The 22,932-nt window shown below is 60.2% G+C and carries 17 protein-coding genes; 9 read left to right on the top strand and 8 right to left on the bottom strand.

The features are described 5' to 3' along the window. Positions 1-6: 6 nt before the first annotated feature. Both EAY64_RS02630 and EAY64_RS02625 read right to left on the bottom strand, forming a co-directional pair. The gene (locus EAY64_RS02630; protein ID WP_103523234.1) at positions 7-1,170 is read right to left on the bottom strand and encodes an efflux RND transporter periplasmic adaptor subunit; all 1,164 of its coding nucleotides are present in this window, start codon (positions 1,168-1,170) and stop codon (positions 7-9) included. 527 nt (positions 1,171-1,697) lie between these two features. Continuing rightward, the gene (locus EAY64_RS02625; RefSeq protein ID WP_103523233.1) at positions 1,698-3,275 is read right to left on the bottom strand and encodes an ABC transporter substrate-binding protein; all 1,578 of its coding nucleotides are present in this window, start codon (positions 3,273-3,275) and stop codon (positions 1,698-1,700) included. Between the two features lie 257 nt (positions 3,276-3,532). Here EAY64_RS02625 and EAY64_RS02620 point away from each other — a divergent pair, with 257 nt between their 5' ends. Further along, positions 3,533-4,147 carry a M15 family metallopeptidase gene (locus EAY64_RS02620; protein WP_103523232.1) on the top strand — a complete coding sequence of 205 codons (615 nt, stop codon included), beginning with the start codon at positions 3,533-3,535 and terminating at the stop codon, positions 4,145-4,147. Between the two features lie 145 nt (positions 4,148-4,292). Next, positions 4,293-5,123, top strand: a complete 831-nt coding sequence (locus EAY64_RS02615; RefSeq protein WP_103523231.1) for a hypothetical protein — start codon at positions 4,293-4,295, stop codon at positions 5,121-5,123. A gap of 193 nt (positions 5,124-5,316) precedes the next feature. Here the strand turns inward: EAY64_RS02615 and typA are convergent, their stop codons facing one another. Continuing rightward, positions 5,317-7,131, bottom strand: a complete 1,815-nt coding sequence (typA, locus tag EAY64_RS02610; protein WP_103523230.1) for a translational GTPase TypA — start codon at positions 7,129-7,131, stop codon at positions 5,317-5,319. 151 nt (positions 7,132-7,282) lie between these two features. Between typA and EAY64_RS02605 the strand changes: the two genes are divergently transcribed. Further along, complete coding sequence (locus tag EAY64_RS02605) at positions 7,283-8,167, top strand: hypothetical protein (protein ID WP_103523229.1); 885 nt, start codon at positions 7,283-7,285, stop codon at positions 8,165-8,167. Between the two features lie 159 nt (positions 8,168-8,326). Here the strand turns inward: EAY64_RS02605 and EAY64_RS02600 are convergent, their stop codons facing one another. Then, positions 8,327-9,316, bottom strand: a complete 990-nt coding sequence (locus EAY64_RS02600) for an NAD(P)H-quinone oxidoreductase (protein ID WP_226034140.1) — start codon at positions 9,314-9,316, stop codon at positions 8,327-8,329. 106 nt (positions 9,317-9,422) lie between these two features. On the opposite strand from EAY64_RS02600, the gene EAY64_RS02595 reads away from it, so the two are divergent. The 4 genes from EAY64_RS02595 (at position 9,423) to gloA2 (ending at position 14,131) form a co-directional block, all read left to right on the top strand. Then, on the top strand, positions 9,423-11,858 hold the full coding sequence (locus EAY64_RS02595) for a heavy metal translocating P-type ATPase (protein ID WP_103523228.1): 2,436 nt from the start codon (positions 9,423-9,425) through the stop codon (positions 11,856-11,858). Further along, the gene (ccoS, locus tag EAY64_RS02590; protein WP_103523227.1) at positions 11,858-12,076 is read left to right on the top strand and encodes a cbb3-type cytochrome oxidase assembly protein CcoS; all 219 of its coding nucleotides are present in this window, start codon (positions 11,858-11,860) and stop codon (positions 12,074-12,076) included. The genes EAY64_RS02595 and ccoS overlap by 1 nt, the downstream gene beginning before the upstream one ends. Before the next feature lie 55 nt (positions 12,077-12,131). Then, positions 12,132-13,448, top strand: coding sequence for an MFS transporter (locus EAY64_RS02585; protein ID WP_103523226.1), 1,317 nt, complete (start codon positions 12,132-12,134; stop codon positions 13,446-13,448). A 272-nt stretch (positions 13,449-13,720) separates the two neighbouring features. Beyond that, positions 13,721-14,131 carry an SMU1112c/YaeR family gloxylase I-like metalloprotein gene (gloA2, locus tag EAY64_RS02580; protein ID WP_103523225.1) on the top strand — a complete coding sequence of 137 codons (411 nt, stop codon included), beginning with the start codon at positions 13,721-13,723 and terminating at the stop codon, positions 14,129-14,131. Here the strand turns inward: gloA2 and EAY64_RS02575 are convergent. From EAY64_RS02575 to EAY64_RS02560, 4 genes are all read right to left on the bottom strand, one after another. Further along, on the bottom strand, positions 14,128-16,218 hold the full coding sequence (locus EAY64_RS02575; protein ID WP_103523224.1) for a putative bifunctional diguanylate cyclase/phosphodiesterase: 2,091 nt from the start codon (positions 16,216-16,218) through the stop codon (positions 14,128-14,130). The genes gloA2 and EAY64_RS02575 overlap by 4 nt on opposite strands. 110 nt (positions 16,219-16,328) lie before the next feature. Then, complete coding sequence (locus EAY64_RS02570) at positions 16,329-18,374, bottom strand: methyl-accepting chemotaxis protein (RefSeq protein WP_103523223.1); 2,046 nt, start codon at positions 18,372-18,374, stop codon at positions 16,329-16,331. Positions 18,375-18,708: 334 nt separating this feature from the next. Further along, entirely contained in the window at positions 18,709-19,644 is a 936-nt protein-coding gene (locus EAY64_RS02565; protein ID WP_103523222.1) for a TauD/TfdA dioxygenase family protein, read from the bottom strand. A 176-nt stretch (positions 19,645-19,820) separates the two neighbouring features. Continuing rightward, positions 19,821-20,729 (bottom strand): LysR family transcriptional regulator, encoded by a 909-nt coding sequence (locus EAY64_RS02560; protein ID WP_103523221.1) that lies wholly within the window; start codon positions 20,727-20,729, stop codon positions 19,821-19,823. Positions 20,730-20,819: 90 nt separating this feature from the next. Here EAY64_RS02560 and EAY64_RS02555 point away from each other — a divergent pair, with 90 nt between their 5' ends. Then, a complete protein-coding gene (locus EAY64_RS02555; RefSeq protein WP_103523220.1) occupies positions 20,820-21,623 on the top strand; it encodes a substrate-binding domain-containing protein in 804 nt (267 codons plus the stop codon). A 2-nt stretch (positions 21,624-21,625) separates the two neighbouring features. Further along, positions 21,626-22,921, top strand: coding sequence for an MFS transporter (locus EAY64_RS02550; protein WP_103523219.1), 1,296 nt, complete (start codon positions 21,626-21,628; stop codon positions 22,919-22,921). Positions 22,922-22,932: the final 11 nt, after the last annotated feature.

Raw genomic sequence — 22,932 nt, 5'->3', positions numbered from 1 at the left:
CCCGGTTTACTTGGCAGCAGAAGCGTTGGCAGCAAGCGGTTCCGCCTTGACGACGGTACCGTCCTGCACCTTCATCAAGCCTTCCACCACGATGCGCTCGCCCCCTTGCAGGCCGCTGTCCACCAGCCATTTATTGCCAACGGTCTGGCTGGTCTGGATGGTGCGGGCGCTAACCTTGTTGTCCTGGCCTACCACCATCACGATGGCATCACCCTTCTGATTGCGGGTAACGGCCTGCTGCGGCAGCAGCAAGGCATGCTGGCGTACGCCCTGCTCCAGTCGCGCACGGACAAACATGCCGGGCAGCAATTCGCCATTCGGGTTATCAAAGGTGGCGCGCAAGGTCACCATGCCGGTGCTGGCATCCACCGTGATGTCGGAAAACTGCAGTTCGCCTTCTTTGGCGTATTCACTACCGTCTTCCAGGATCAACTTCACCTTGGCCTTGCCCGGCTGGCTTTGCAGTGCCCCCTTGGCGAAGTCGCGGCGCAGGTGCAACAGCTCGGTGCTGGATTGAGTCATGTCGACATAGGCCGTGGCCAGTTGCTGCACCGTGGCCAGCGCGGTGGTCTGGTTGGCGGTCACCAGGGCGCCGGCAGTCACGCTGGATTTGCCGATACGGCCGCTGACCGGCGCGGTGATGCGAGTGTAAGCCAGATTGATGCGGGCAGTTTCTACCGAGGCCTTGGCGGTAGCCACATCGGCACGCGCCTGCAGCAATGCCGCACGGGCATCGTCATTATCCTGGCTGCTGATGGCCTTGATTTCCGCCAGCTGGGCATAACGCTTGGCTTTAAGGTCGGCCGAAGTCAGTGTGGCCTCCGCCTTGGCCAGGCTGGCCTGAGCGGTCTGGTAGGCCGCCTGGTAGGTGTCCGGATTAATCTGGTACAGCACCTGTCCGGCCTTGACCTCGCCGCCTTCGGTAAACAGGCGCTTCTGGATGATGCCGCCAACTTGCGGGCGGATTTCGGCCACGGTAAAGGCAGAAATTCGTGCCGGCAACTCGCGGCTGATAACGGTGTCCTGTGCTTGCAGGGTCATGATGCCGACGCTGACCGGGCCGGCGGCTGGCATGCCGGCGGTTTGCGACTTGCCACAGCTGCTCAGTGCAGCGGACAGCAGCAAGGCGGCGACAAGCTTGAGAGCGGGTGAGGCTTGCTTGATGTGCATAAACATTCCAGAGCTTGAAGATGATGAAGAACTGCACTGCGCCGGGTCTGAGCGCCCAGTCGTTCAGTTGGCTCATTTTAAATACATACGCGACTGTATGCTTGCAAATAAGCAGGTAAATTCCGGTAAAACATAGGCTCGCATGCTGCGAACGGCCGGATTTATTGCCCAACACTTCATTCTTTAAACCAAATAGCCGCAATTTATTCAATCAAAACTTCACAATAATGACATTCACGCAACACTACGTAAGTTTACTTAGGTATTTTCACGAGTTATTTGCATATTGTCTGAGAAGGCTCTCAGAAATAAGTAAGATAGGACCAACAGATACAGCGAGCAGGCAACAATATGTCAGCCGCCTGAATACTCTGTGACAAGCTGCCGGGCAGGCCTTGGGGAAGGCTCCGGCAACGGTGTGCGAACACATCGGGGAAGATGCGTGCAAGCGGGAACAGACTGCCAAGGCAGTCAACAAGCCAGACCTTGCTGGCAGCGGGAATGATCCCGCTGCCAGCCGGGGCGGCCTATTTCACATAGACATCCTCAAAGCCGAACGATCCGTTCGGATTCATCACAAAACCCTGTACTTCCTTGCGCATCGGAATATAAATGCGCGAATGCGCCATGGTGATCCACGGCCGTTCGCGCTTGAAAATGTCCTGCGCTTTCAGGTAGTAGGCCGTGCGCTGCTTGCGGTCGTTAGTCTGGCGGGCCTTCAGCAAAAGCTGGTCAAATTCCTGATTGCAGAAACGCTGGCCATTCTTGCTGACGCTGCAGGAGAGTGAGGTCCACAGGAAGTCATCAGGATCGCCGGAGTCGCTGGTCAGCCCGCTCATATAGACATCATGCTCGCCCTGCCCCGCCCGCTTCAGATACTCGCCCCATTCGTAACTCTGGATATTGGCCTTGACGCCTATCCTGGCCCAGTCTTGCTGGATCATCTGCGCCATCAGCTTGCCATTGGGATTGGTTGGCCGCTGCACCGGCAAAGCCCACAGATTGATGCTGAAACCATCCGGATAGCCTGCCTTGGCCAGTAATTGCCGCGCCCGCGCCGGATTGTATTCATTGCGGGTTTTGCCGTTCCAGCCCCATACCGCCGGCGGAAAGGGATTAACCGCCTGCGTGGCACCGCCCTTGGGAAACAGCGCCTTGAACAGGGCATCGCGGTCAATGGCGATATCCAGCGCCACCCGCACATCACGATTGGCCAGCTGTGGCCGTTTCAGGTTATAGGCCAGGTAGGAAATATTCATGGCCCCGGTACTGTCGACCTTGATATTACGGTCGGCCTGCAGACTGTCCAGGTCGGCCTCGCGTACTGCGGCCGCCAGTTGGCATTCATTGTTTTTCAACTTCTGGATGCGCACCTGCGGATCGGTGACGATGGCAAAAATCAGGCTGCGGGTGAGTTGCGGTCGCCCCCAGTAGTCGGCATTGGCCTGCAGGCGCACCGCCGAATCCTTGGCGTAGCTCTTGAACTGGTATGGCCCGGTGCCGACTGGCTGCTGATTGATGTCGGCTGCACGATTCTGCTGCAGCAGATGCTCGGCGTACTCGGCCGACTGCATGCCGGCAAAGCCCATGGCCAGAAAACTCAGAAAGGTGGCATTACGCTCTTTCAGTTGCAGCCGCACCGTGTAGGGGTCTAGCTTCTGCACACTGGCCAGCGACTGGGCGATGCCGTAATTGGCCGGCCCCAGCAGCTGGGTCTTGAAGGCCATGTTGAAAGCCAGTTCCGGCTTGATCCAGCGCTGCACGGTGAACACCACGTCATCGGCGGAAAAGCTGCGGGTCGGGCTGAAATAATCCGTGTGCTGAAATTTCACGCCCTTGCGCAGATGAAAGGTATAGCTCAAGCCATCCGCCGATATTTCCCACTTGCTGGCCAGTGCCGGCACGATATCCACCCCGCCCCGCTTGAAGGCCACCAGTCCCTGGAAGATCTGCCGCGTCACATTATAAGTGGACGCGCTATCCCATAACGCCGGATCAAAGCCCTCCGGTGCCGTTTCGGCACAGAACACCAGGGGCTTGGCAGCCAATGCTGGCAAGGCTGCCGCGCTCAGGCTCATCGCCAGGAGCAGCTTGTGCAATATCATCGAAACCTCCCTCATGCGGCGGCTGCTACATTGCCATGCCACCAAAGCCCGCATCATAACCGAAAGCGCCAAACTGCCGACCAGCACTGGCACAAACAATGAGGCATCAGTCGTACGCAGGCAGGCTGCGCCGCGGGTCATTGCTTCGCCCTGCCTGCTCGGGGAAGATACATGGCGGAATGCTGCCCAGATGATCAAGACTATTGCAACATGCCGCCTGTTTGCCACGTTTTTGCCAGATCAACCGGAATCTCCCCATGCACATCACCACCATTCAGCTGGAAGACGTACTCACGCACCCGGAATACATCTCAATTCACCAGATGCCGGGCATCCACCTGGATTTACGCTATGCCGGGGAGGACAACTTCATCGGACACAATCTGTATGGTGATTTTGATGGCGGCCTGCTGCACAGCCAGGCTGCCAGTCAATTGGCTCGCGCGGCGAACAGGCTGCAAGCTGAACGACCGGGCTGGCGCCTGCGGGTGCTGGACGCACTGCGGCCCGGACGGGTGCAGCGCCTGCTGTGGGACAGGGTAAAGGGCACGCCGCAGCATATTTATGTAGCCGACCCGGCGCGTGGTTCAATCCACAGCTTTGGCATGGCCGTGGATGTAACGCTGGAAGACGAATGCGGGCAAGAGCAGGACCTGGGCACCCGTTTTGATGATTTCACGCTGCTGGCGCAGCCGGCACAGGAAAGGCAGATGTTGCAGGCTGGCCTGCTAGACCATCAGCAACTAGAGCTGCGCGAGTTGCTGCGCGACTGCATGCAGCAAGCTGGTTTTCACGGCATTGCCAGTGAATGGTGGCACTTTGAAGCTGCTGACAGCGGCTGGATACGCGCCAATATGCTGCTGGTGGAATAGCCTCCCCCACACATGCACAGCTCACCAGCCAAGTTGCGCTGACTTGACGCAGACCGGGAAATCAAGTCTCATCCACCCTGCAATAATTAAAACAATTTAAACAAGTATTCGAATCCTGGCGGGCATGGCGCAGATGAGTGAGGCAATGAAAGACAGCGTGACCTATAGCAGTGCCGCTTCGTTTTCCCAGCTGCAGCTGAAGCTGCAGGCCATCATTCGCCGCTGTCCCGACCCTGCGCTGCGCCAGTTATGCCTGGGGGCGCTGGAGCGGATCTTTGCCATCAAGTCGATGTTGTGCATGCCGTTTGACATGGTCTATGCCAGTCAGGCGGCACGACTGAGTGAGCAGCTGGGGGAAGAGGCCTTTGCCAGCCTGATTCGCAGCGAGGACGGGCTCAACCAGCTGGAACAGGAAATGCGCAAGGTATTTTCCTTTATCGAACACCAGCATGGTGGCGTGGTATTCCAGCGACTCAACGCACTGGCGGCGGCACTGGCCTGGGACATCATCGAGGCACTGCTGCGCGATTTCATCGAGCTGAGCTGCAACCGTAACCCGCTGCTGGTGCTGGATGCACTGGAGCAGCTCAAGCCCATTCACCGTGACAAGCTATTCCGCAGCGAAGTACTGCAGCGCCACGACTTTGCCGTACAGCACAAGCTGGGCAGCATTCTGCTGGAAGAAAACAATATCCGTGGTGTGGAGCGGCTGCGTTTGTGGCTGAAGCTGCTGTTTCCACAGGAAGGCAGCCTGCTTGCCTACCTGGACGATCCGCTGCTCGATACCCTGCAGGCGCGGCGCGAAACCATTCTGCACGATCACCCCAGGCAGGATGATGCTGCCTTGGGCCTGGGTCGGGATGATGTCAATATTTCAGTGATTCGCGCCATCAAGCTCTGCCTGCTGTTATCAATGGACGTGAGCATGCCACCCGCTGCGGCGGGCCACCCCCTCCCCGCTGCGCTGACCCTGTAATCCGTAAGCAAGCAAAAAAAATCCCGGCGCAGGCCGGGATCAAACGTTTAGCGGGGATAGATACGAGGCGGGAACCTCGCATTTCGATTTATATCTATCAAATAACCCCTAGTCAACTAAATATTTACTTACATATAAAGTTTGTCGCAAAAAAAGGCAGCCATTGGCTGCCTTTTGTCACTCCTCTGAAAGATCAGGAAGCTTGCTTGTTCATCTTGCGACGTTCGTTCTCTTGCAGGTAACGCTTGCGGATACGAATGGACTTGGGCGTGATTTCAACCAGTTCGTCATCGTCGATGAATTCCACGGCCGATTCCAGAGTCATCTTCATCGGGGTGGTCAGGCGAACGGCTTCGTCAGTGCCGGAAGCACGCACGTTGGTCAGCTGCTTGCCCTTGACCGGGTTAACCACCAGGTCGTTGTCGCGGCTGTGAATGCCGATGATCATGCCTTCATACAGCTTGTCGCCCGGGGAGACGAACATGCGGCCGCGATCTTCCAGCTTCCACAGTGCGTAGGCCACGGCTTCGCCGTTTTCTTGCGAAACCAGCACACCATTGTGGCGACCCGGCATGTCCGGCTTGACCGGGCCGTAGTCGTCGAATACGTGGCTCATCAGGCCGGTACCGCGGGTCATGGTCATGAAGTCGGACTGGAAGCCGATCAGGCCACGTGCCGGAATATGGTATTCCAGGCGGGTACGACCCAGGCCGTCGGATTCCATATTGGTCAGTTCGCCACGACGACGGCCGATTTCTTCCATGATGCCGCCCTGGTGATCATCTTCCAGGTCGATGGACAGGTTTTCGTACGGCTCGCACTTTTCGCCGTTCACTTCCTTGTACACCACGCGCGGCTTGGCTACAGCCATTTCGAAGCCTTCGCGACGCATGCTTTCCAGCAGGATGGTCAGGTGCAGTTCGCCACGACCGGATACGCGGAACACGTCGGAGTCTTCGGTTTCTTCAACACGCAGCGCAACGTTGGTCAGCAGTTCCTTGGTCAGGCGGTCACGGATCTGACGGCTGGTAACGAACTTGCCTTCGGTGCCGGCCAGCGGCGAGGAGTTCACCATGAAGTCCATGGTCAGGGTCGGCTCGTCCACGGCCACCATCGGCAGGCCTACCGGTTGTTCCTTGTCACAGATGGTGACGCCGATACCGATATCGTCCAGACCGGAAATGATGATGATGTCGCCCGCTTCGGCTTCTTCAACCGGAACGCGCTCCAGGCCCTGGTAACCCAGCACCTGGTTGATACGGCCGGAAGCGACTTGCACTTCGTGGTTCATCACGACAACTTGCTGACCCGGCTTGATGCGGCCATTCAGTACACGGCCAACGCCCAGGCGGCCGGTGTAGGTGGAATAGTCCAGCGCGGAGATTTGCAGCTGCAGCGGCGCTTCCGGATCGCCCGGCGGGGTCGGAACGTGCTTGAGCACGGTTTCGAACAGCGGACGCATGTTATCGGACTCTTGATCCAGTTCCAGCTTGGCAAAGCCGTTCAGGCCGGAAGCATAGATGATGGGGAAGTCCAGTTGTTCGTCGGTGGCGCCCAGCTTGTCGAACAGGTCGAAAGTTTGGTCTACCACCCAGTCCGGACGAGCACCCGGACGGTCAACCTTGTTGATCACCACGATCGGACGCAGGCCCAGGGCCAGGGCTTTCTTGGTCACGAAACGGGTTTGCGGCATCGGGCCTTCAACGGCATCCACCAGCAGCAGCACGCCGTCTACCATGCCCAGTACGCGTTCCACTTCGCCGCCGAAGTCGGCGTGTCCCGGAGTGTCCACGATGTTGATGTGCACGCCTTCGTATTCGATGGCGGTGTTCTTGGCCAGAATGGTAATGCCACGCTCTTTTTCAAGATCGTTGCTGTCCATTACGCGTTCATCTACCTGCTGGTTCTCGCGGAAGGTGCCGGACTGGCGCAGCAACTGGTCAACGAGGGTGGTTTTGCCATGGTCCACGTGGGCAATAATGGCAATATTACGAATCTGTCGTGTCATGTTTCGGAATTCGGTCGGTTGAAGCGGAAAAATCGTACGATTCTATCACGTAGCACAGGCTTAACCCAAAGCATTATCGCGACAAGGCATGATGATTTGGTTACACTGCGCGCCATTTCCCCCTGCAAACCCGGATATTGAGGAGTCGACCATGTATGACTGGGACGCCCTGTGGCATGAACATGAAGGCTATCGCACCGGCTTCGATGTGCAGCACAACGACGCCAACCAGCTGGCCGACGAGCTGTCGGCCAAGCTGATGAAACCGGCGCAACACCCCACCGATGTGGCGGTATACGAAACGGCAGACAAATTCATCCTGGCCGGCCACGCCGATGGGCTGCAGTTGCTGGAAGTGTTCAAGCACGGCCTGTTTGACATCACCCTGCGCCTGGTGAGCGAGGACGAAGGCCTGGAACTGACGCTGCCTTACGTGGAAATCCATGTCGACAATCTGGCCACAGAAGAACAGGCCGTGTGGCGTGGTGCAGTACGCCGCGATGAGGAAGGCCGCATCTGGATAGACAGCCGCACGCTGGATGAGCAGGTGATGCCGGCCATGCCTTTTGATGAACTGTCCTTCACCGACAACGCCCGCTTCCGCGACGCGCTGCACCGGGTATGGGAAGAAGATTTGCCCACGCTGCGCCCGCTGATCGAAGCCTGGTTTGATCACACTTCGCTGACGGGCGAAGCAGAAGCACACCACTATGGCGATGAAAGCCGGGTGCAGCAGATCTGCGACCGCTACGCGGAAATCGTCCGCCGCGAGCAGGCCGTATTGTCCCGCCAGTTTTCCGATGCCGAGTTGCAACTGATAGCCCATGTACTGCAAAACGTGCGCTTTGAAGAGGCCGCATCCTGCCGTGGCGTATGGCTGGCGGTGGAAGCCTGCATGATAGACGAGGAGCTGGACCAGCATTTCAAGCTGGATGGCGAGGCACTGCTGGGCAAGATGAAAGCACTGTCCTACGCCCAGGAAGTCGCCCTGATCGAAGCATTGTCGCCCCTACCAACTGCCAGCGCCGCCGAATAGGCCTTCCAGCAAAGCCAGGAAGCAAGGCCCGTTCTCGCCAGAGACGGGCTTTTTTTGCGGGCAAAAAAAAGGGGAACGATAGCCGCATCGTCCCCTAATCCCATCCATACCAGTCAGAGGCAGAGCACCTCCCACGCCGCACAATGTACGGGCGACGGATTACGCCGTCATTACAGGAAAGAAGGTCAATACCACCTTGCCCAGATTGGCATTGGCTTCCATGTGGGCATGTGCCTCTGCCGCCTGCTGCCAGGGGTAGCTGCTATCCAGCGTCAGTTGCAGCTGACCGGCCAGCAAGGCTGGCAACACCTCCTGCGCCAGCGCCTGGGCCAGCCTGGCCTTGGCCGCCAGCGGCTGCGAGCGCAGGGTGGAGCCGATCAGCGACAGCCGCTTGACCAGCAGCAGGCCCAGATTGAGCTCGCTCTTGCTGCCGCCCATCAGGCCGATATTCACCAGCCGGCCATCCTGCTTCAGGCTGGCCATGTTCTCTGCCAGATAAGATGCGCCAACCGGGTCGAGAATCATGTCCACCCCGCCCCACTCCTTGATCGTGGCCGAGAATGCCGGCAGCGCCTTGTAATTGAATACCTGCTCCGCTCCCAGCTGCTGGCAAAAGGCCAGCTTGTCGGCACTGCCGGCACTGGCGAAAGGATGCGCACCCAGCCAGCGCGCCAGCTGGATGGCGGTGGCCCCGACACCGCTGGCGCCGGCATGGATCAGGATATTTTGCCCGGCTTGCAATTGCCCCACCTGCACCAGGTTCAGCCAGGCCGTCATCCATACCTCGGGCAGGCTGGCCGCCTCCACCCAGGACATGGCATCCGGTTTGGCAATGGCCAGCACCTCGTCCAGCACGGCATATTCGGCATAGCCGCCACCAGCGATCAGGCCGAATACCGCGTCACCTTCCTGAAAGCGGCTATCCGCATCAGCCTCGATCACCACTCCGGCCACTTCCAGCCCAAGAATGCTGCTGGCGCCGGGCGGCGGCGGATAATGCCCACTGCGCTGCACGATGTCGGCACGATTCACCCCGGCGGCCATCACCTGCACCAGCAGCTGACCGGCCTGACGTTGCGGCCTGGCGGTTTCTCCCAGATAAAGCGTGTCAGCACCACCGGGTGCACTTTGTAAAATCGCCTGCATCATCTTGATTTGCCTTTCCTTGCACGGCCTGTTCTTTAGCGAATTTCACCCGTCATGAAACTGAGCCAGATCAAGCAATGCGTCCGAGTATTGTTTACAATGGCGCGCCATGACTGATCACTGCTTCCATTGCGGCCTGCCCGTCCCCGAGACTGTCGATTTTCCGGTGCGATATCGCGAAAAAACCGAAGCCACCTGCTGCGCCGGCTGTCAGGCCGTAGCGCAGACCATTATCGACTCCGGGCTGTCCGACTACTACGCTCACCGCACGCAGGGCGCGCGCCAGGGCGAGGTATTGCCGGCCGATATTTTGCAGCAGATTCAGCTGTACGACTCGGAAGAATTGCAGAAAAGCTTTGTTCATGTCAGCGCAGGGCAAACGCGCGAGGCCGCGCTGATGCTGGAAGGTATTACCTGCGCCGCCTGTGTCTGGCTGAACGAGCAGCACATCCGCCAGCTGCCCGGCGTGCTGGCTGTGGACATCAACTATACCAGCCACCGCGCACGGGTTAGCTGGGACAACAGCCGCATCCGGCTGTCGCAGATCCTGCAGGCCATCACGGCCATCGGCTATCGTGCCCACCCTTATGATGCCGAACGGCAAGAGGCACTGGCACAGAAGCAGCGCAAGCAGGCCATCAGCCGGCTATGGGCGGCCGGCCTGTCGATGATGCAGGTAATGATGTATGCCGTGCCGGTGTACCTGGCGCCGGATGGCGACATCGACCCGGACTTCCTGTGGCTACTGCACTGGGCCAGCCTGATCCTGACCCTGCCGGTGATGCTCTACTCTGCCGTGCCCTTCTATCAGAACACCTGGCGCGACCTGAAAACCGGCCGCGTCGGCATGGACACCCCCGTCACCATCGGCATTTTCACCGCCTTTTTCGCCAGCCTGTGGGCACTGATCAACAAGATTCCACATGGCGTGTATTTCGACTCGGTATCGATGTTCGTATTTTTGCTGCTGGGCGGGCGCTATCTGGAAAGCATTGCCCGGCGCAAGGCTGGCGAGGCCACCGAGAGCCTGGTGCGTCTGATTCCGGCCTTTGCCCACCGCGCCAACGACTGGCCAGCCAGCCGTGATACCGCGGAAACCACGGTAGCCATGCTCAATCCCGGCGATGTGATTCTGGTAAAGCCAGGCGAAACCATTCCCGGCGATGGCCTGGTGCTGGATGGCCATAGCGCCGCCAACGAGTCGCTGATCAGCGGCGAGAGCCGCCCGGTCAGCAAACAGGCCGGCGATGCCGTAGTGGCAGGCAGCGTCAATACCAGCAGCCCGCTGTTTATCCGCATCAGCCAGACTGGCCAGGAAACGCGACTGGCCGGCATCGTTCGCCTGCTGGACAAGGCATTGGCCGAAAAGCCGCGATTGGCCGTCGCCGCCGACCGCTTTGCCAGCTGGTTTGTCGCCCTGCTGCTGCTGGCAGCGGCGGCCAGCTATATCGCCTGGCACTTTATCGAGCCGGCACGTGCGCTGTGGATCATGGTGGCGGTGCTGGTGATTTCCTGCCCGTGCGCGCTGTCGCTGGCCACGCCGGCTGCGCTGACCGCCGCTACCGGCCACCTCGCCGCGCTGGGCGTACTGACCACCCGTGGCCACGCACTGGAAACCCTGGCCAAAGTCAGCGACGCCGTCTTCGACAAAACCGGCACCCTGACGCATGGCGACATGCGTCTGCGTGGGCAGCAGGCGCTAGCCGGGCTGGACGATGCCGCCACACTGGCCATCGCTGCCGCGCTGGAGCAGGCATCGGAGCACCCGGTGGCACAGGCGCTGAAACTGGCGGCAGCCGACCTGCCGCTACCGGCCACTGAGCGGCTGGACAGCACACCGGGCAAGGGTGTGGAAGGCCTTATCGCCGGCCAGTCCTGGCGGCTGGGTTCGGCAGAGTTCATCAATCAATGGCTGCCGGCAGCGGCGCAATTACCGCAAGACTGGCATGCCGACTGCACCCTGGTGGTGCTGGCAAACCGGCAGGCGGCGCAGGCGGTATTCGCCATTGGCGACACCGTACGCGATGACGCCGCCGCCATGGTGCAGGCCCTGCGCCAGCGAGGCATTGCCATTCACCTGCTCAGTGGCGATGGTGCCGGTGCGGTGCAAAGCCTGGCCGACAGCCTGGGCATCAGCGACTGGCACGCCCGCGCCACGCCGGAAGACAAGCTGGCCTTTGTCGGTCAGCTACAGCAGGACGGCAAACGGGTATTGATGGTGGGTGACGGCATCAATGATGCGCCGGTACTGGCCCGCGCCGATGTATCGCTGGCCATGGGCGGTGGCACCGATGTGGCGCGCGCCAGCGGCGACATGGTACTGATGGGTGACCAGCTGGCGCTGATTCCAACGGCATTGGCGCTGGCCCGCAAGACACTGGGTGTAATCAGGCAAAACCTGTGGTGGGCTGCCGGGTATAATCTGCTGGCGCTGCCTCTGGCAATGACCGGCCACGTCACCCCGTGGCTGGCCAGCCTGGGAATGGCCGCCAGTTCGCTCATCGTGGTGAGCAATGCCCTGCGACTCGTCAAACGGAAATCCTGATGGAAAGTCTTTACCTGCTTATCCCGCTTAGCATCGTGCTGGCTTTTGTCATCGCCGTGGTGTTCTGGTGGGCCACCCGCTCCGGCCAGTTTGACGACATGGAAGGCCCGGCCCACCGCATCCTGATGGATGACGACCGCCCGGCGCAGGCAAAGGCCGATGCTGGCACCGCCAGCGCGACTGAAACACCGGCCGCATCCAAGGTGGAGCAAGGCTGACAGCCGGTTTCGGATCAGTTAGCATGCCTTTCCCGCCTTTTCGTGCTGACACACCGTGAAAACAGACTTCAGTTTCTTTGGCTCCCGCCGCTTTCTGCCCTTGTTCGGCACGCAGTTCCTGGGCGCATTCAATGACAACCTGCTGAAAACCGCCATCGTGGTGCTGATCAGTTACCACGGCCTCAGCCTGAACGGCATGTCACCGGAACTGCTGGTGAATATGGCGGCCGGGGTGTTCATCCTGCCTTTTTTCCTGTTTTCCGCCACGGCCGGCAAGATTTCCGAGCGCTTCGACAAGGCCATCATCGCCCGCTGGATCAAGCTGGCGGAGATCGGCATCATGCTGCTGGCTGGCGCTGGCTTCTTTATGCACAGTGCCGGCCTGCTGATGTCTGCACTGTTCCTGATGGGCTGCCATTCGGCGTTTTTTGGCCCGCTCAAGTATTCGGTGCTGCCGCAATACCTGGGCGAGCACGAACTGGTGGGCGGCAACGGCATGATCGAGATGGGCACTTTCCTGGCCATCCTGATCGGCCAGATCATCGGCAGTCTGATGACCCAGGGCGGCCCGTGGATCACCGTCAGCCTGCTGCTGGGCACGGCGGTGTGCGGCTGGCTGTTCAGCCGGCGCATGCCGGCTGCGCCGCCCGGCGCGCCACACCTGCAGCTGTCTTTCAATTTCATCGGCGACTCGGTGCGTCTGGTTGGCGAGGCCTGGCGCATCCGTGATGTGCGCAGCGCCATTCTCGGCATCTCCTGGTTCTGGCTGATGGGCGCGGTGTACACCACGCAGCTACCCACCTTTACCCGCCTGCACCTGGGCGGCAATGCCGATGTCTACACCGTGATGCTGGCGCTGTTTTCCATCGGCATTGGCCTGGGTTCGGTGATTTGCGCCAAGTTGTCGCACGGTCAGTTGCAGCTTGGGCTGGTGTTGCTGGGCAGTGCCGGCATGACGCTGTTTGGCGGTGATCTGGCATTGGGCGCCATGTCGCATTACCACGGCGCCCTGCTGACACTGCCGGATTTTCTCAGCCAGCTCAGCAGCTGGCGCCATATGCTGGATGTGGCCATGCTGGGTTTCTTCGGCGGCTTCTTTACCGTGCCGCTTTACACCTGGCTGCAGCTATCCAGCCCGGACAGCTTCCGCTCGCAAGCCATTGCCGCCAATAACATCATCAATGGCTTCTACATGGTGGCAGCTGCGCTGGCCAGCGTGCTGGTGCTTAAACAGTTCGACAATATCGCCTACCTGCTGCTGGGCACCGCCGTGCTGAACATCTTCGCCACCGCCCATTTGCTGCTGCAGGCTCCCATCATCTGGCAGCAACGCAGCCACTGGTTGAAAACCCTGCTGGAAGACTGCGGCTAAGCCAGCCGGCGCCGCACAAAAAAAGACCGGCCACCACGCAAGTGGTGCCGGTCGCAAGAGCATCCGGTGGCGTCAAGGCCCGAAACCACCGAAAGCGGGAGGGTCGCCAACAGGCCTCAGGTGTTGATTGCCTGTTAACGGCAGGAGAGCTTCCGAGAGCGGAACCAGCCCCTGTGGTGCTGAGTGTCAGTCAGTGGCGCCATTCTGCCGACCCCGTCCTCATGCGTCCAATTGATTGAAATTAGATTTTCAATATAGATTATCTATTAGCCATGTCAGAAACTCCCCTGCCGCTGCGCGGCCTGCACCATGTCGCCCTGATTACCGCCGACTACGCCCGTGCGCGCGACTTTTACCACCGCATTCTTGGCCTGCCCATCGTCAGTGAGAGCTGGCGTGCCGAACGCCAGTCGTGGAAGCTGAACCTGCGGCTACCGGATGGCGCTGAGCTGGAGTTGTTCAGCTTCCCCACCCCGCCCGCACGTCTCAGCCGGCCGGAAGCCTGCGGCCTGCGCCATCTGGCGCTGAGTACGGATGATCTGGATGGGGTGCGGCTTGCGCTGCTGTCGCAGCAAATAGCCTGCGAAGAGATACGACTGGACGAACTGACCGGGCAGCGCTTTTTCTTTTGCCAGGACCCGGATCAGCTGCCCATCGAGTTTTACGAAACCGCCAGGGGCTAGTCATTGCTGCCAGCGGCTACTCGGCTCTGGCGGCTGCGAATGAAATCGAGAAAATCCTGGCGTGGCATGGGCCGGGCAAACAGATAACCCTGGGCGTAGTCGCAGTCCGCCTCCAGCAATAGCTGGCGCTGCGCCTCGGTCTCCACCCCTTCGGCAATCACCCGCATGCCCAGTTTGTGCGCCATGGCGATCACCGCCTCGGTAATGGCATGGTCGGTGTGATCACTGGCCAGGCCAGCGATGAAGCTGCGATCTATCTTCAGATAGTCGATATTGAATTTTTTCAGATAGGACATGGCGGAGTAGCCGGTGCCAAAGTCGTCGATGCTGACCTCCACCCCGGCCTGGTGAAAGCCCAGCAGGGTATTGACCACCAGCGGCCGCTCATCCAGCAGCAGACCTTCGGTGATTTCCACCGCCAGACAGCCGGTCGGCAACTGCCGTTCGGCTATTTCCTGCAGCCAGTGCCGGCAATCGCCACTGACGAACTGACGCGGCGAGATATTGACGCTAACCTGCCCTTCCGGCCAGGCCGCAATCAGCTCCAGCGTCTGCTGGAACACCAGATTGCCAATATCGCCGATCATGCCGATTTCTTCGGCCACCGCGATGAAATCGCCGGGCAGCAGCACTCCCTGCTCGGGATGGTGCCAGCGCAGCAGTGCTTCAGCCTTGACTACCCGGCCGCTGGCCAGCTCGACAATCGGTTGGTAATACGCTTCGAATTGGTTGTCGCGCAAGGCCAGGCGCAGGCTGTTGCCCACCTTTTGCCGGCGCTGCGCCTCGACCTGCAAGGATGGAGTGAAAAAGCTGAAGCCATTGCGGCCAGCAGCCTTGGCCGCATACATAGCCTGGTCGGCAAAGCTGACCAGGGTTTCCAGCAGGGTGCTGTCATCCGGGTACAGGGCAATGCCGATACTGGCCGACACATAGACCTGATTGCTACCCAACAGGAAAGGCAGGCCCAGCAGGCGGATGATTTTGCCGGCCACCAGCCCGGCCGCCTGGGCGTCGCTGATATCGGGCAGGATAACCACGAATTCGTCGCCACCCTGGCGGGAGACCGTATCACTACTGCGCACCACCGCACGGATGCGCTCCGCCGCCTGCTTCAGTAGCTGGTCGCCCATATGATGGCCCAGCGTGTCGTTGACTTCCTTGAAACGGTCCAGATCGATGAACAGCAGCGCCAGATTGCTGCTCATGCGGCACGCCCGCTCCAGCTCCTTGGCCAGACTCTCGCGCAGCAGCCGCAAATTAGGCAGACCGGTCAGCGCATCGTAGTTGGCCTCGTGCCAGATCGCCTGCTCCATGCGTTTGCGTTCGCTGATATCCAGCATCAGGCCAACCAGCCCACCCAGACTGCCATCGGCCTTGTCGAAGGTTGCCTTGTAGAACATCACCTCGTGACGGCTGCCATCGCCATACACCACCTGGGTTTCGTAAACCTGGGTACCACGCTCGTCAAACAGCGCCTGGTCTGCCGCCTGATAACGGGCAGCCAGATCGGGCGGGGAAATATCGAATACGGTGTAGCCGATCAGCTCGCTGCGCGCCTTGCCCAGATATTGCTCAAAGGCACTGTTGCAGCCGATATAGCGACCGGTTTCGTCCTTGTAGAACACCGGATTGGGAATGGTATCGATCAGGCGGGTGATGAATTGCAGCTGATCCTTGACCGCGCGTTCGGCCGCATTGCGCTCGGACACATCCAGCAGCATGCCGATAATGGCCGGGCGCTCGCCAAAACGGGTACTGACACCAAAAACCTCCACATCCAGTTCGGAACCATCCTGGCGCACGCCGCGGAATGCATAGTGGCTGCTGTGACTGTCGCCCTCGATGCGGCGGTCGATTTCCCGGCGCACCACGGCCTGGTCGCGCTGGATGGTGAGCTGGCGCGGCCCCATGCCGCTGCACAGTTGCTGCTGGCTGTAGCCGAACAGCTCGGCCAGCCTGGCATTGACGAAGACGAAGCGGTCGTCCTGAATGACGTACACCCCGATCAGGGCATTGCTGCACAGCCCCAACAGCAAAGGCCCTGCCTCGTGCAGCAGCCCGTCCAGCGCAGATACGGTCTGGTTCATGATGTCGGCTAGTCCCCGGCGCCGGCGGTGTTGCTCACCGCCCTGTTTTGTTTATAGCGCCCAGAATACCTTAGCCGGCAACAATCCGCCCGGCTTACGGACAGGCCGTACTAGAGCTTGAAACGGCTGATGCTGGCGCGCAATGCCTCTGCCAGCCCCACCAGCGTGGCCGCTGCCTGGGCGGCGGCGCGGGCCTTGCCGTGGTTGCCATCGGCCTGCTGGGCGATTTTTTCCACATTGAGCGCAATATCGCGGCTGGCTGCATCCTGCTCGCCCAGTGCATCGGAGATGCCGCTGACGGCTTCGCCCACCTGGGCCGCGCCGGCCTGGATATCCTGCAGGCTGCTGGCTGCCTGGCTGGCACTGCTGACCCCGGCGTCCACCTGCTGCGCACCGGCTTCCATATGTTCCACCGCCATGCGGGCACCGTCCTGAATCTTGCTCACGGTATCGGTAATCTGCAGCGTGGACTGGGTGGTACGCTCGGCCAGCTTGCGCACCTCATCGGCCACCACGGCAAAGCCGCGACCAGCCTCGCCAGCCCGTGCCGCTTCGATAGCCGCATTCAGTGCCAGCAGATTGGTCTGATCAGCGATGTCACGAATCACCGTCACCACTTCGGCAATGCGTTCGGACAAGCCATCCAGCTGGCGCACGGTGCCGCCAGCCTGCTTCACCGCAAGGGCAATCTGCCCCATGGTATTGGTGGCCTGCGCCACCACCTGCCCGCCGGATTGCGACTGCACACTGGCATCGACCGCCATTTGTCGCGCCAGATCAGCATGGCGTGCCACTTGATTGATGCTGCTGCTCATTTCTTCCACGCAGGCCGCCATGGTGCTGGCCGCCGCATTTTGCTCGCCCGAGGCGGTGGAAACATCTTCGGAGATGCTGACCAGCGATCTGGCCTGCACCGACAAGGAGGCCAGGCTGCGTTCGACATCGCCAATCATCTCGCGCAGATGGCTGCTCATGGCGTCGGCGGCTAGTAGCAATTCGCCCACCTCGTCCTGGCTCGATGCCTGGATGCGTACGGTCAGGTCACCGTCGGCCACACGGCGGATGGCAGCCACTGCATGGGCCAGCGGACGGGTCACCCACAGACGGCTGGCCCAGAAGGTGGCGGCCAGCAGCAGGCCGATCATCACGATGATGCCGACGGCCAGACGCCAGCGCATGGCCTGCAACTGGGCAGCGAACTCGTCCTCATAGCTGCTGGCGGCAACAATCCAGCCCCAGCGCTCGAAGGTGTCGAATACGGCAATCTTGGGGCGCACCGGCTCGTTGCTGTCCGGCTTGGCCCAGTGGTAATGCAGCACGCCCTGCTTCTGTTCCAGCATGATGCGGTTGAAGGCGACGCCGTCCTTGTCCTTAAAATCCAGCAGGTTCTTGCCCTGGGCCTGCGGGTGGATCATCATGCGGCCCGGTTCATTGCGGGCGTCGAAAGCATAGATGTAGCCGGATTCGCCAAAGCGCACCGACATGATCTTCTGGCGCAGCGCAGCCAGGCTGGCGGTGAACTCCTCACCAACAAACAAGGCCCCCACAACCTGGCCGGCTTCATTCTGTACCGGCGAGTACAAGGTCATGAAATCACGGCCAAACAGCTGTACCGGCCCGGTATAAGCATGGCCGGCATTCAGGCTGGCATAGGCAGGAGAATCGTGGCTCAGCGGGGTGCCGACGGCGCGGCTGCCGTCTTCTTTCTTGACCGAGGTGGCAATGCGAATCCACTCGCTGCCATCCTTGACGAAGATGGTGGCCAGCGAGCCGGTGGCATGGGTGAAACGATCCACCTCCAGCGTGCTGTTATTGATGACATGCTCGCCCATGCGCAGCACCGGCAGGGCTTTGCCAGCGGTATCCATCCGCTCGCCGCTGAGCACCGGCTGTCCTGGCAGATTGGCGCGCAAGGCGGATTCGGCCAGCGCGGCCGAGCGCTCCAGCTGCGCCGCGTAGGCATCCATCATGTCGATGACCTGACGGTTGGCCTGGCGCATTTCCTGTTGCTGTTGCTGCTCCATGCGCTGGCCTTGCCAGTGGGTAAGCCAGATGCCGGCGAGTCCGAGTACCACCAGCAACAACAGGGATAACACCAGGTTGAGCTTGGCGGCAATGCTGAGCCTGCTGGTAAAAGCGTTGAATTGTTTTGACATGATGATGGCCAGGATGTGTGTGTGCCTGGATGCTGGTCCGCCTGGCTGGCGGCAAGCTTTTAGCACATTGGTCTAATTTTGCCGTGGCATCATAATATGGAAATGTTATCTGAATGCAGTAAATTCTTAATAAAATTGATAATTATCAATCGAAAATAATTTGCACTCGCTTTGTGCTGATTGCAGAAAATTGCGTTGGCAAGCAACAAGATTGCCTGTGGCGGGAATCGCAATGGGCCATCGCGAAGGGAAGGGTCGAAAGGAAGTGTTTTATTGCGAAGTGCGGGGCTGCCCTTGGCTGGAAGCCCCGCAATACAGCAGGCAAATCAGCACATCAGGCCGCTGACAGCAAGGTCCCAGCCGGCTGCGGGCCGTGGTCGCGATAGGCCGAAACCCGTTCGCCCCAGCGCTCGAAAGGATAGTAATCCCAGATCGCATGATGCTGGGTCGCCCAGTTGTCCCACAGCAACAGGGTATCCGGCTGCCAGTGAATGCGGGCCTGGAAGGACTGGTGTTTTTCGATGTGACGGAACAGCAGCTGCAACAAGGCGCGGCTTTCCGCCCGGCTCAGCTGCACGATGTGCGAGGTGAAGGCTTCGTTGACAAACAGGAACTTGCGACCGCTGACCGGATGACGGGCCACCACCGGATGTTCGCTGGCATTGAAGACCTGACCGGGCTTGGGCTCGGCACCATAGCCATTGCTCCAGCCTTCCTTGCCGTCATGGACGGCAGTCAGCCCTTCCAGCAACTGTTTCAGCGGATCGGACAAGGATTCGTAGGCCAGATACAGGTTGGCAAATGCGGTATCTCCGCCGCCCACTTCCGGCAGCCGGGTCACCCGCAGCAGCGAGGCCCAGATCGGGTGCGGATCGCAAGAAACATCGTTATGCCAGGCATCGCCAGCGGTATAGCGGGTGCTGCGTCCGGTTTTCCAGCCCAGGATTTCCGGATCATCACTGCGCGCGGTCAACTGGGTGCTGTCGCCCAATACGTGGCGGTGCAAACTGCCAAAGTGCCGGGCGAAAGCCTTGTGTTCTGTGGCACCGATGGCCTGCCCGGGGAAGGTCAGCACCAGGAAATCGGTGAGCGCCTGGCGGATTTCCTCCAGCTGTGCCGGTGGCAGGGGCTGACCCAGGTCCACGCCACGGATTTCTGCGCCCAGCGCCGGTGACAGGCGCCGCAAGTCCAGATGTTGGTACTGATGCACTGTCCGGGTATTCCAGCCTTCGATGGCCAGCTTGTCGTTGTAATCCTGATAAAAACTCATCTCGCAGCCTCTGATGCCAAGTGGAAAAATGGTGGCCCTGCCCCTGCGGCAAAACCACTTGTCAGACATGGATATTAAGAAATCCACCTGACATTCCCAAGCAAGAAATTGCGGATAGCTTATTCAGAAAATCGCAGTAAATTCCCAACGCAAACCAGCGATCTGCCAGCCACGTCTTATGGCTGCCCTTGCGAAAATGCCAGCTTCAGTTGGTCGATCAGTTGCTGCAGCAAAGGTGAGTGATGGCTGCCCTTGCGCTGAATCAGCCCCAGGGTGCGTGACAAGGCCGGCTCGCTGATTTCAATGCCCACCAGCATGTGTTTTTGCGCCTGAGTCAGGCTCAGCTCGGGCACGATCACCGGGCCCATGCCGGCCAGCACCATGCCATAGGCACCGGACAGATGGTTTGCCTCGTAGTAGACCTGCGGCCGCTCGGCCAGTGCGGCCAGTTGATGATCGATCAGCAGGCGGTTGCTGCTGTGCGGCGAAACTGAAACCAGCTTTTCGCCCGCCAGCTCCTGCCAGCGGACACTGCTGCGGGATGCCAGGCGGTGATCGCGGCGGACCACCAGCAGATAACGCTCGGTCAGCAAGGGCAGAAAATCGATGCCCGGATCTTCGCCGCCAATAAAATTGATACCGAGATCAGCCCGGCCATCCAGCACGCTGGCCAGTACCTCTTGCGCATTTTCATCAATGACCCGCAAGCGGTGTTGCGGATGCTCACGGGCAAATACCGCCAGCACCTCTGGCAGTAATTGCTGGGCTACCGATGGAATGCTGGCGATGGTCAGCATGCCGCAGCGCAACTGCTGGCGCTGGCCCATGCCGTGCATGGCGGCCTCCAGCTCCTCCACCACGGCCAGTGCGTGCTGCAGGAAATGCTCACCCTCACCCGTCAGCCGTACGCTGCGCGTGGTGCGTTCCAGCAGCCGCACCTGCAAGGCCTGCTCCAGCTTGTCGATGCGCCGGCTTAAGGCCGGCTGGGACAGATACAGCGTCTCGGCGGCGGCCTTGAAGCTGGACTTTTCCGCCACCGCAATAAAGGCCTGCAGCTCATTGAGCTCGAAATTGATGCGCGCCATTTATTAATCCATGAATTAATTGCAATTAACTATTTAATGCGTCACATGCATTATTCGTCAAACGCCAAAACACAACAACAGGAGAGACGAATGCATGCACCCACCTTGAGCTGGCGCCGTTGCGCCATCAGCCTGCTACTGTTTGGCAGCCTCTGCGGCACGGCGGTGGCGGATGAACTGCGCGTAGTCAGTTCCGGTGGATTTGCCGCCGCGCTGAAAACACTGGCCCCGCGCTTCGAACAGCAAACCGGCCACCATCTGTTGCTGGACTGGGGCCCGTCCATGGGCGACACCGCGCAGGCCATCCCCCAGCGCCTGGCCCGTGGCGAGCCGGTCGATGTGGTGGTGATGGTGGGCAACTCGCTGAAGAAACTGCTAGCCAGCGGCCAACTGGCAGCGGACAGCGCCACCGTGCTGGCCAGCTCGCGCATTGCACTGGCCGTCAAGGCCGGCAGCCCACATCCCGACATCAGCAGCCTGCCGGCACTGCGGCAAACCCTGCTCGACAGCAAGTCGCTGGCTTACTCCGACAGCGCCAGCGGGGTATTCCTGTCGACCGTGCTGTTCGAGCGTCTGGGCGTGGCCGAGGCTATCAAGACGCGCAGCCGCATGATTCCTGCCGAACCGGTGGGCATGGTGGTGGCGCGGGGCGAGGCCCAGCTGGGCTTTCAGCAACTGAGCGAGCTGATCCCGGTGCATGGCATTGATATTGTCGGCTTGCTGCCCGAACAGGCGCAGCTGGTCACCGACTACTCTGCCGCTGCGGTACAAAACAGCCGCCACGCCAGCCTGGCCCGCCAGTTCATCCGCTTTCTGGCATCGCCACAGGCGGCCGAAAGCATCCGCCAGACCGGGCTGAGTCCGACCGCCACCACCGCACAACAAGGAGGCTGATCATGCAGCACACCCGCCAACAATCCAGCCTGTCCATGGTGCTGCGCGTCACCAGCGGCAACTTTCTGGAAATGTTCGATTTCTTTCTCTATGGCTTTTACGCCAGCTACATTGCCAAAACCTTTTTCCCGGCAGGCAATCTGTATGCCTCGCTGATTCTGGCATTTGCCACCTTTGGCGCGGGCTTTCTGGCCCGCCCGGTTGGCGCCATCATCCTGGGCAGCTATATCGACCGCATTGGCCGGCGCAAGGGTCTGATCCTGACGCTGTCCATCATGGCCTGCGGCACGGCGCTGATCGCCTTTGTCCCCGGCTATGCCACCATCGGCCTGCTGGCCCCGGCACTGGTGCTGATCGGCCGCTTGCTGCAGGGTTTTTCCGCCGGTGTGGAGCTGGGCGGCGTATCGGTTTATCTGGCTGAAATGGCCACGCCGGGGCGCAAGGGCTTTTTTGTCAGCTGGCAATCGGCCAGCCAGCAAGTTGCCATCATGTTTGCTGCCGTGCTGGGCTATGGCTTGCACAAACTGCTGCCGGCCCAGCAAATCGACCAGTGGGGATGGCGCATTCCGTTTTTCATCGGCTGCCTGATCATTCCCTTCCTGTTCATGATTCGCCGCTCGCTGCAGGAAACCGATGCCTTCCTGGCACACAAGCAGCACCCCAGCTTTGCCCAGATATTGCGCTCGATTGCCGACAACTGGCGGCTGATTGCTGCCGGCATGCTGCTGGTGGTGATGACCACGGTGTCCTTCTATCTGATTACCGTGTACACCCCCACTTTTGGCAAAAGCGTGCTGAAGCTGAGTGAAAACGAAAGCCTGCTGGTGACCTTCTTTGTCGGGCTGTCCAATTTCATCTGGCTGCCCATCATGGCTAGCCTGTCCGACCGCATCGGCCGCTGGCCGCTGATGCTGGGCTTCAGCGCACTGACCATGCTCAGCGCCTACCCTGCCCTGAGCTGGCTGGTGGCCAGCCCCAGCTTCGCCCGCATGCTGAGCGTGGAGCTGTGGTTGTCTTTCCTGTATGCCAGCTATAACGGCGCCACCGTGGTGGCCCTTACCGAAATCATGCCGGCACATGTGCGCACCGTGGGCTTTTCGCTGGCCTACAGCCTGGCTACTGCGATTTTTGGCGGCTTCACCCCGCTGATCAGCACCGCATTGATCGATGCCAGTGGCGACAAGGCAGCACCGGCTTACTGGATGATGCTGGCCGCTGCCTGCGGTCTGCTGGCGACACTGGCGCTGTACCGGCAGGAGATCCGCCACTACTGGCACAGCCGTAGCCAGACCGCCTGACGCTTTACCCT

Origin of the sequence: Aquitalea palustris, from assembly GCF_003693445.1 — a bacterium.
Taxonomy (GTDB): domain Bacteria; phylum Pseudomonadota; class Gammaproteobacteria; order Burkholderiales; family Chromobacteriaceae; genus Aquitalea; species Aquitalea palustris.
The sequence above is the reverse complement of the archived record's forward strand: the minus strand, read 5'-3'. Positions and strand labels throughout refer to the sequence as shown.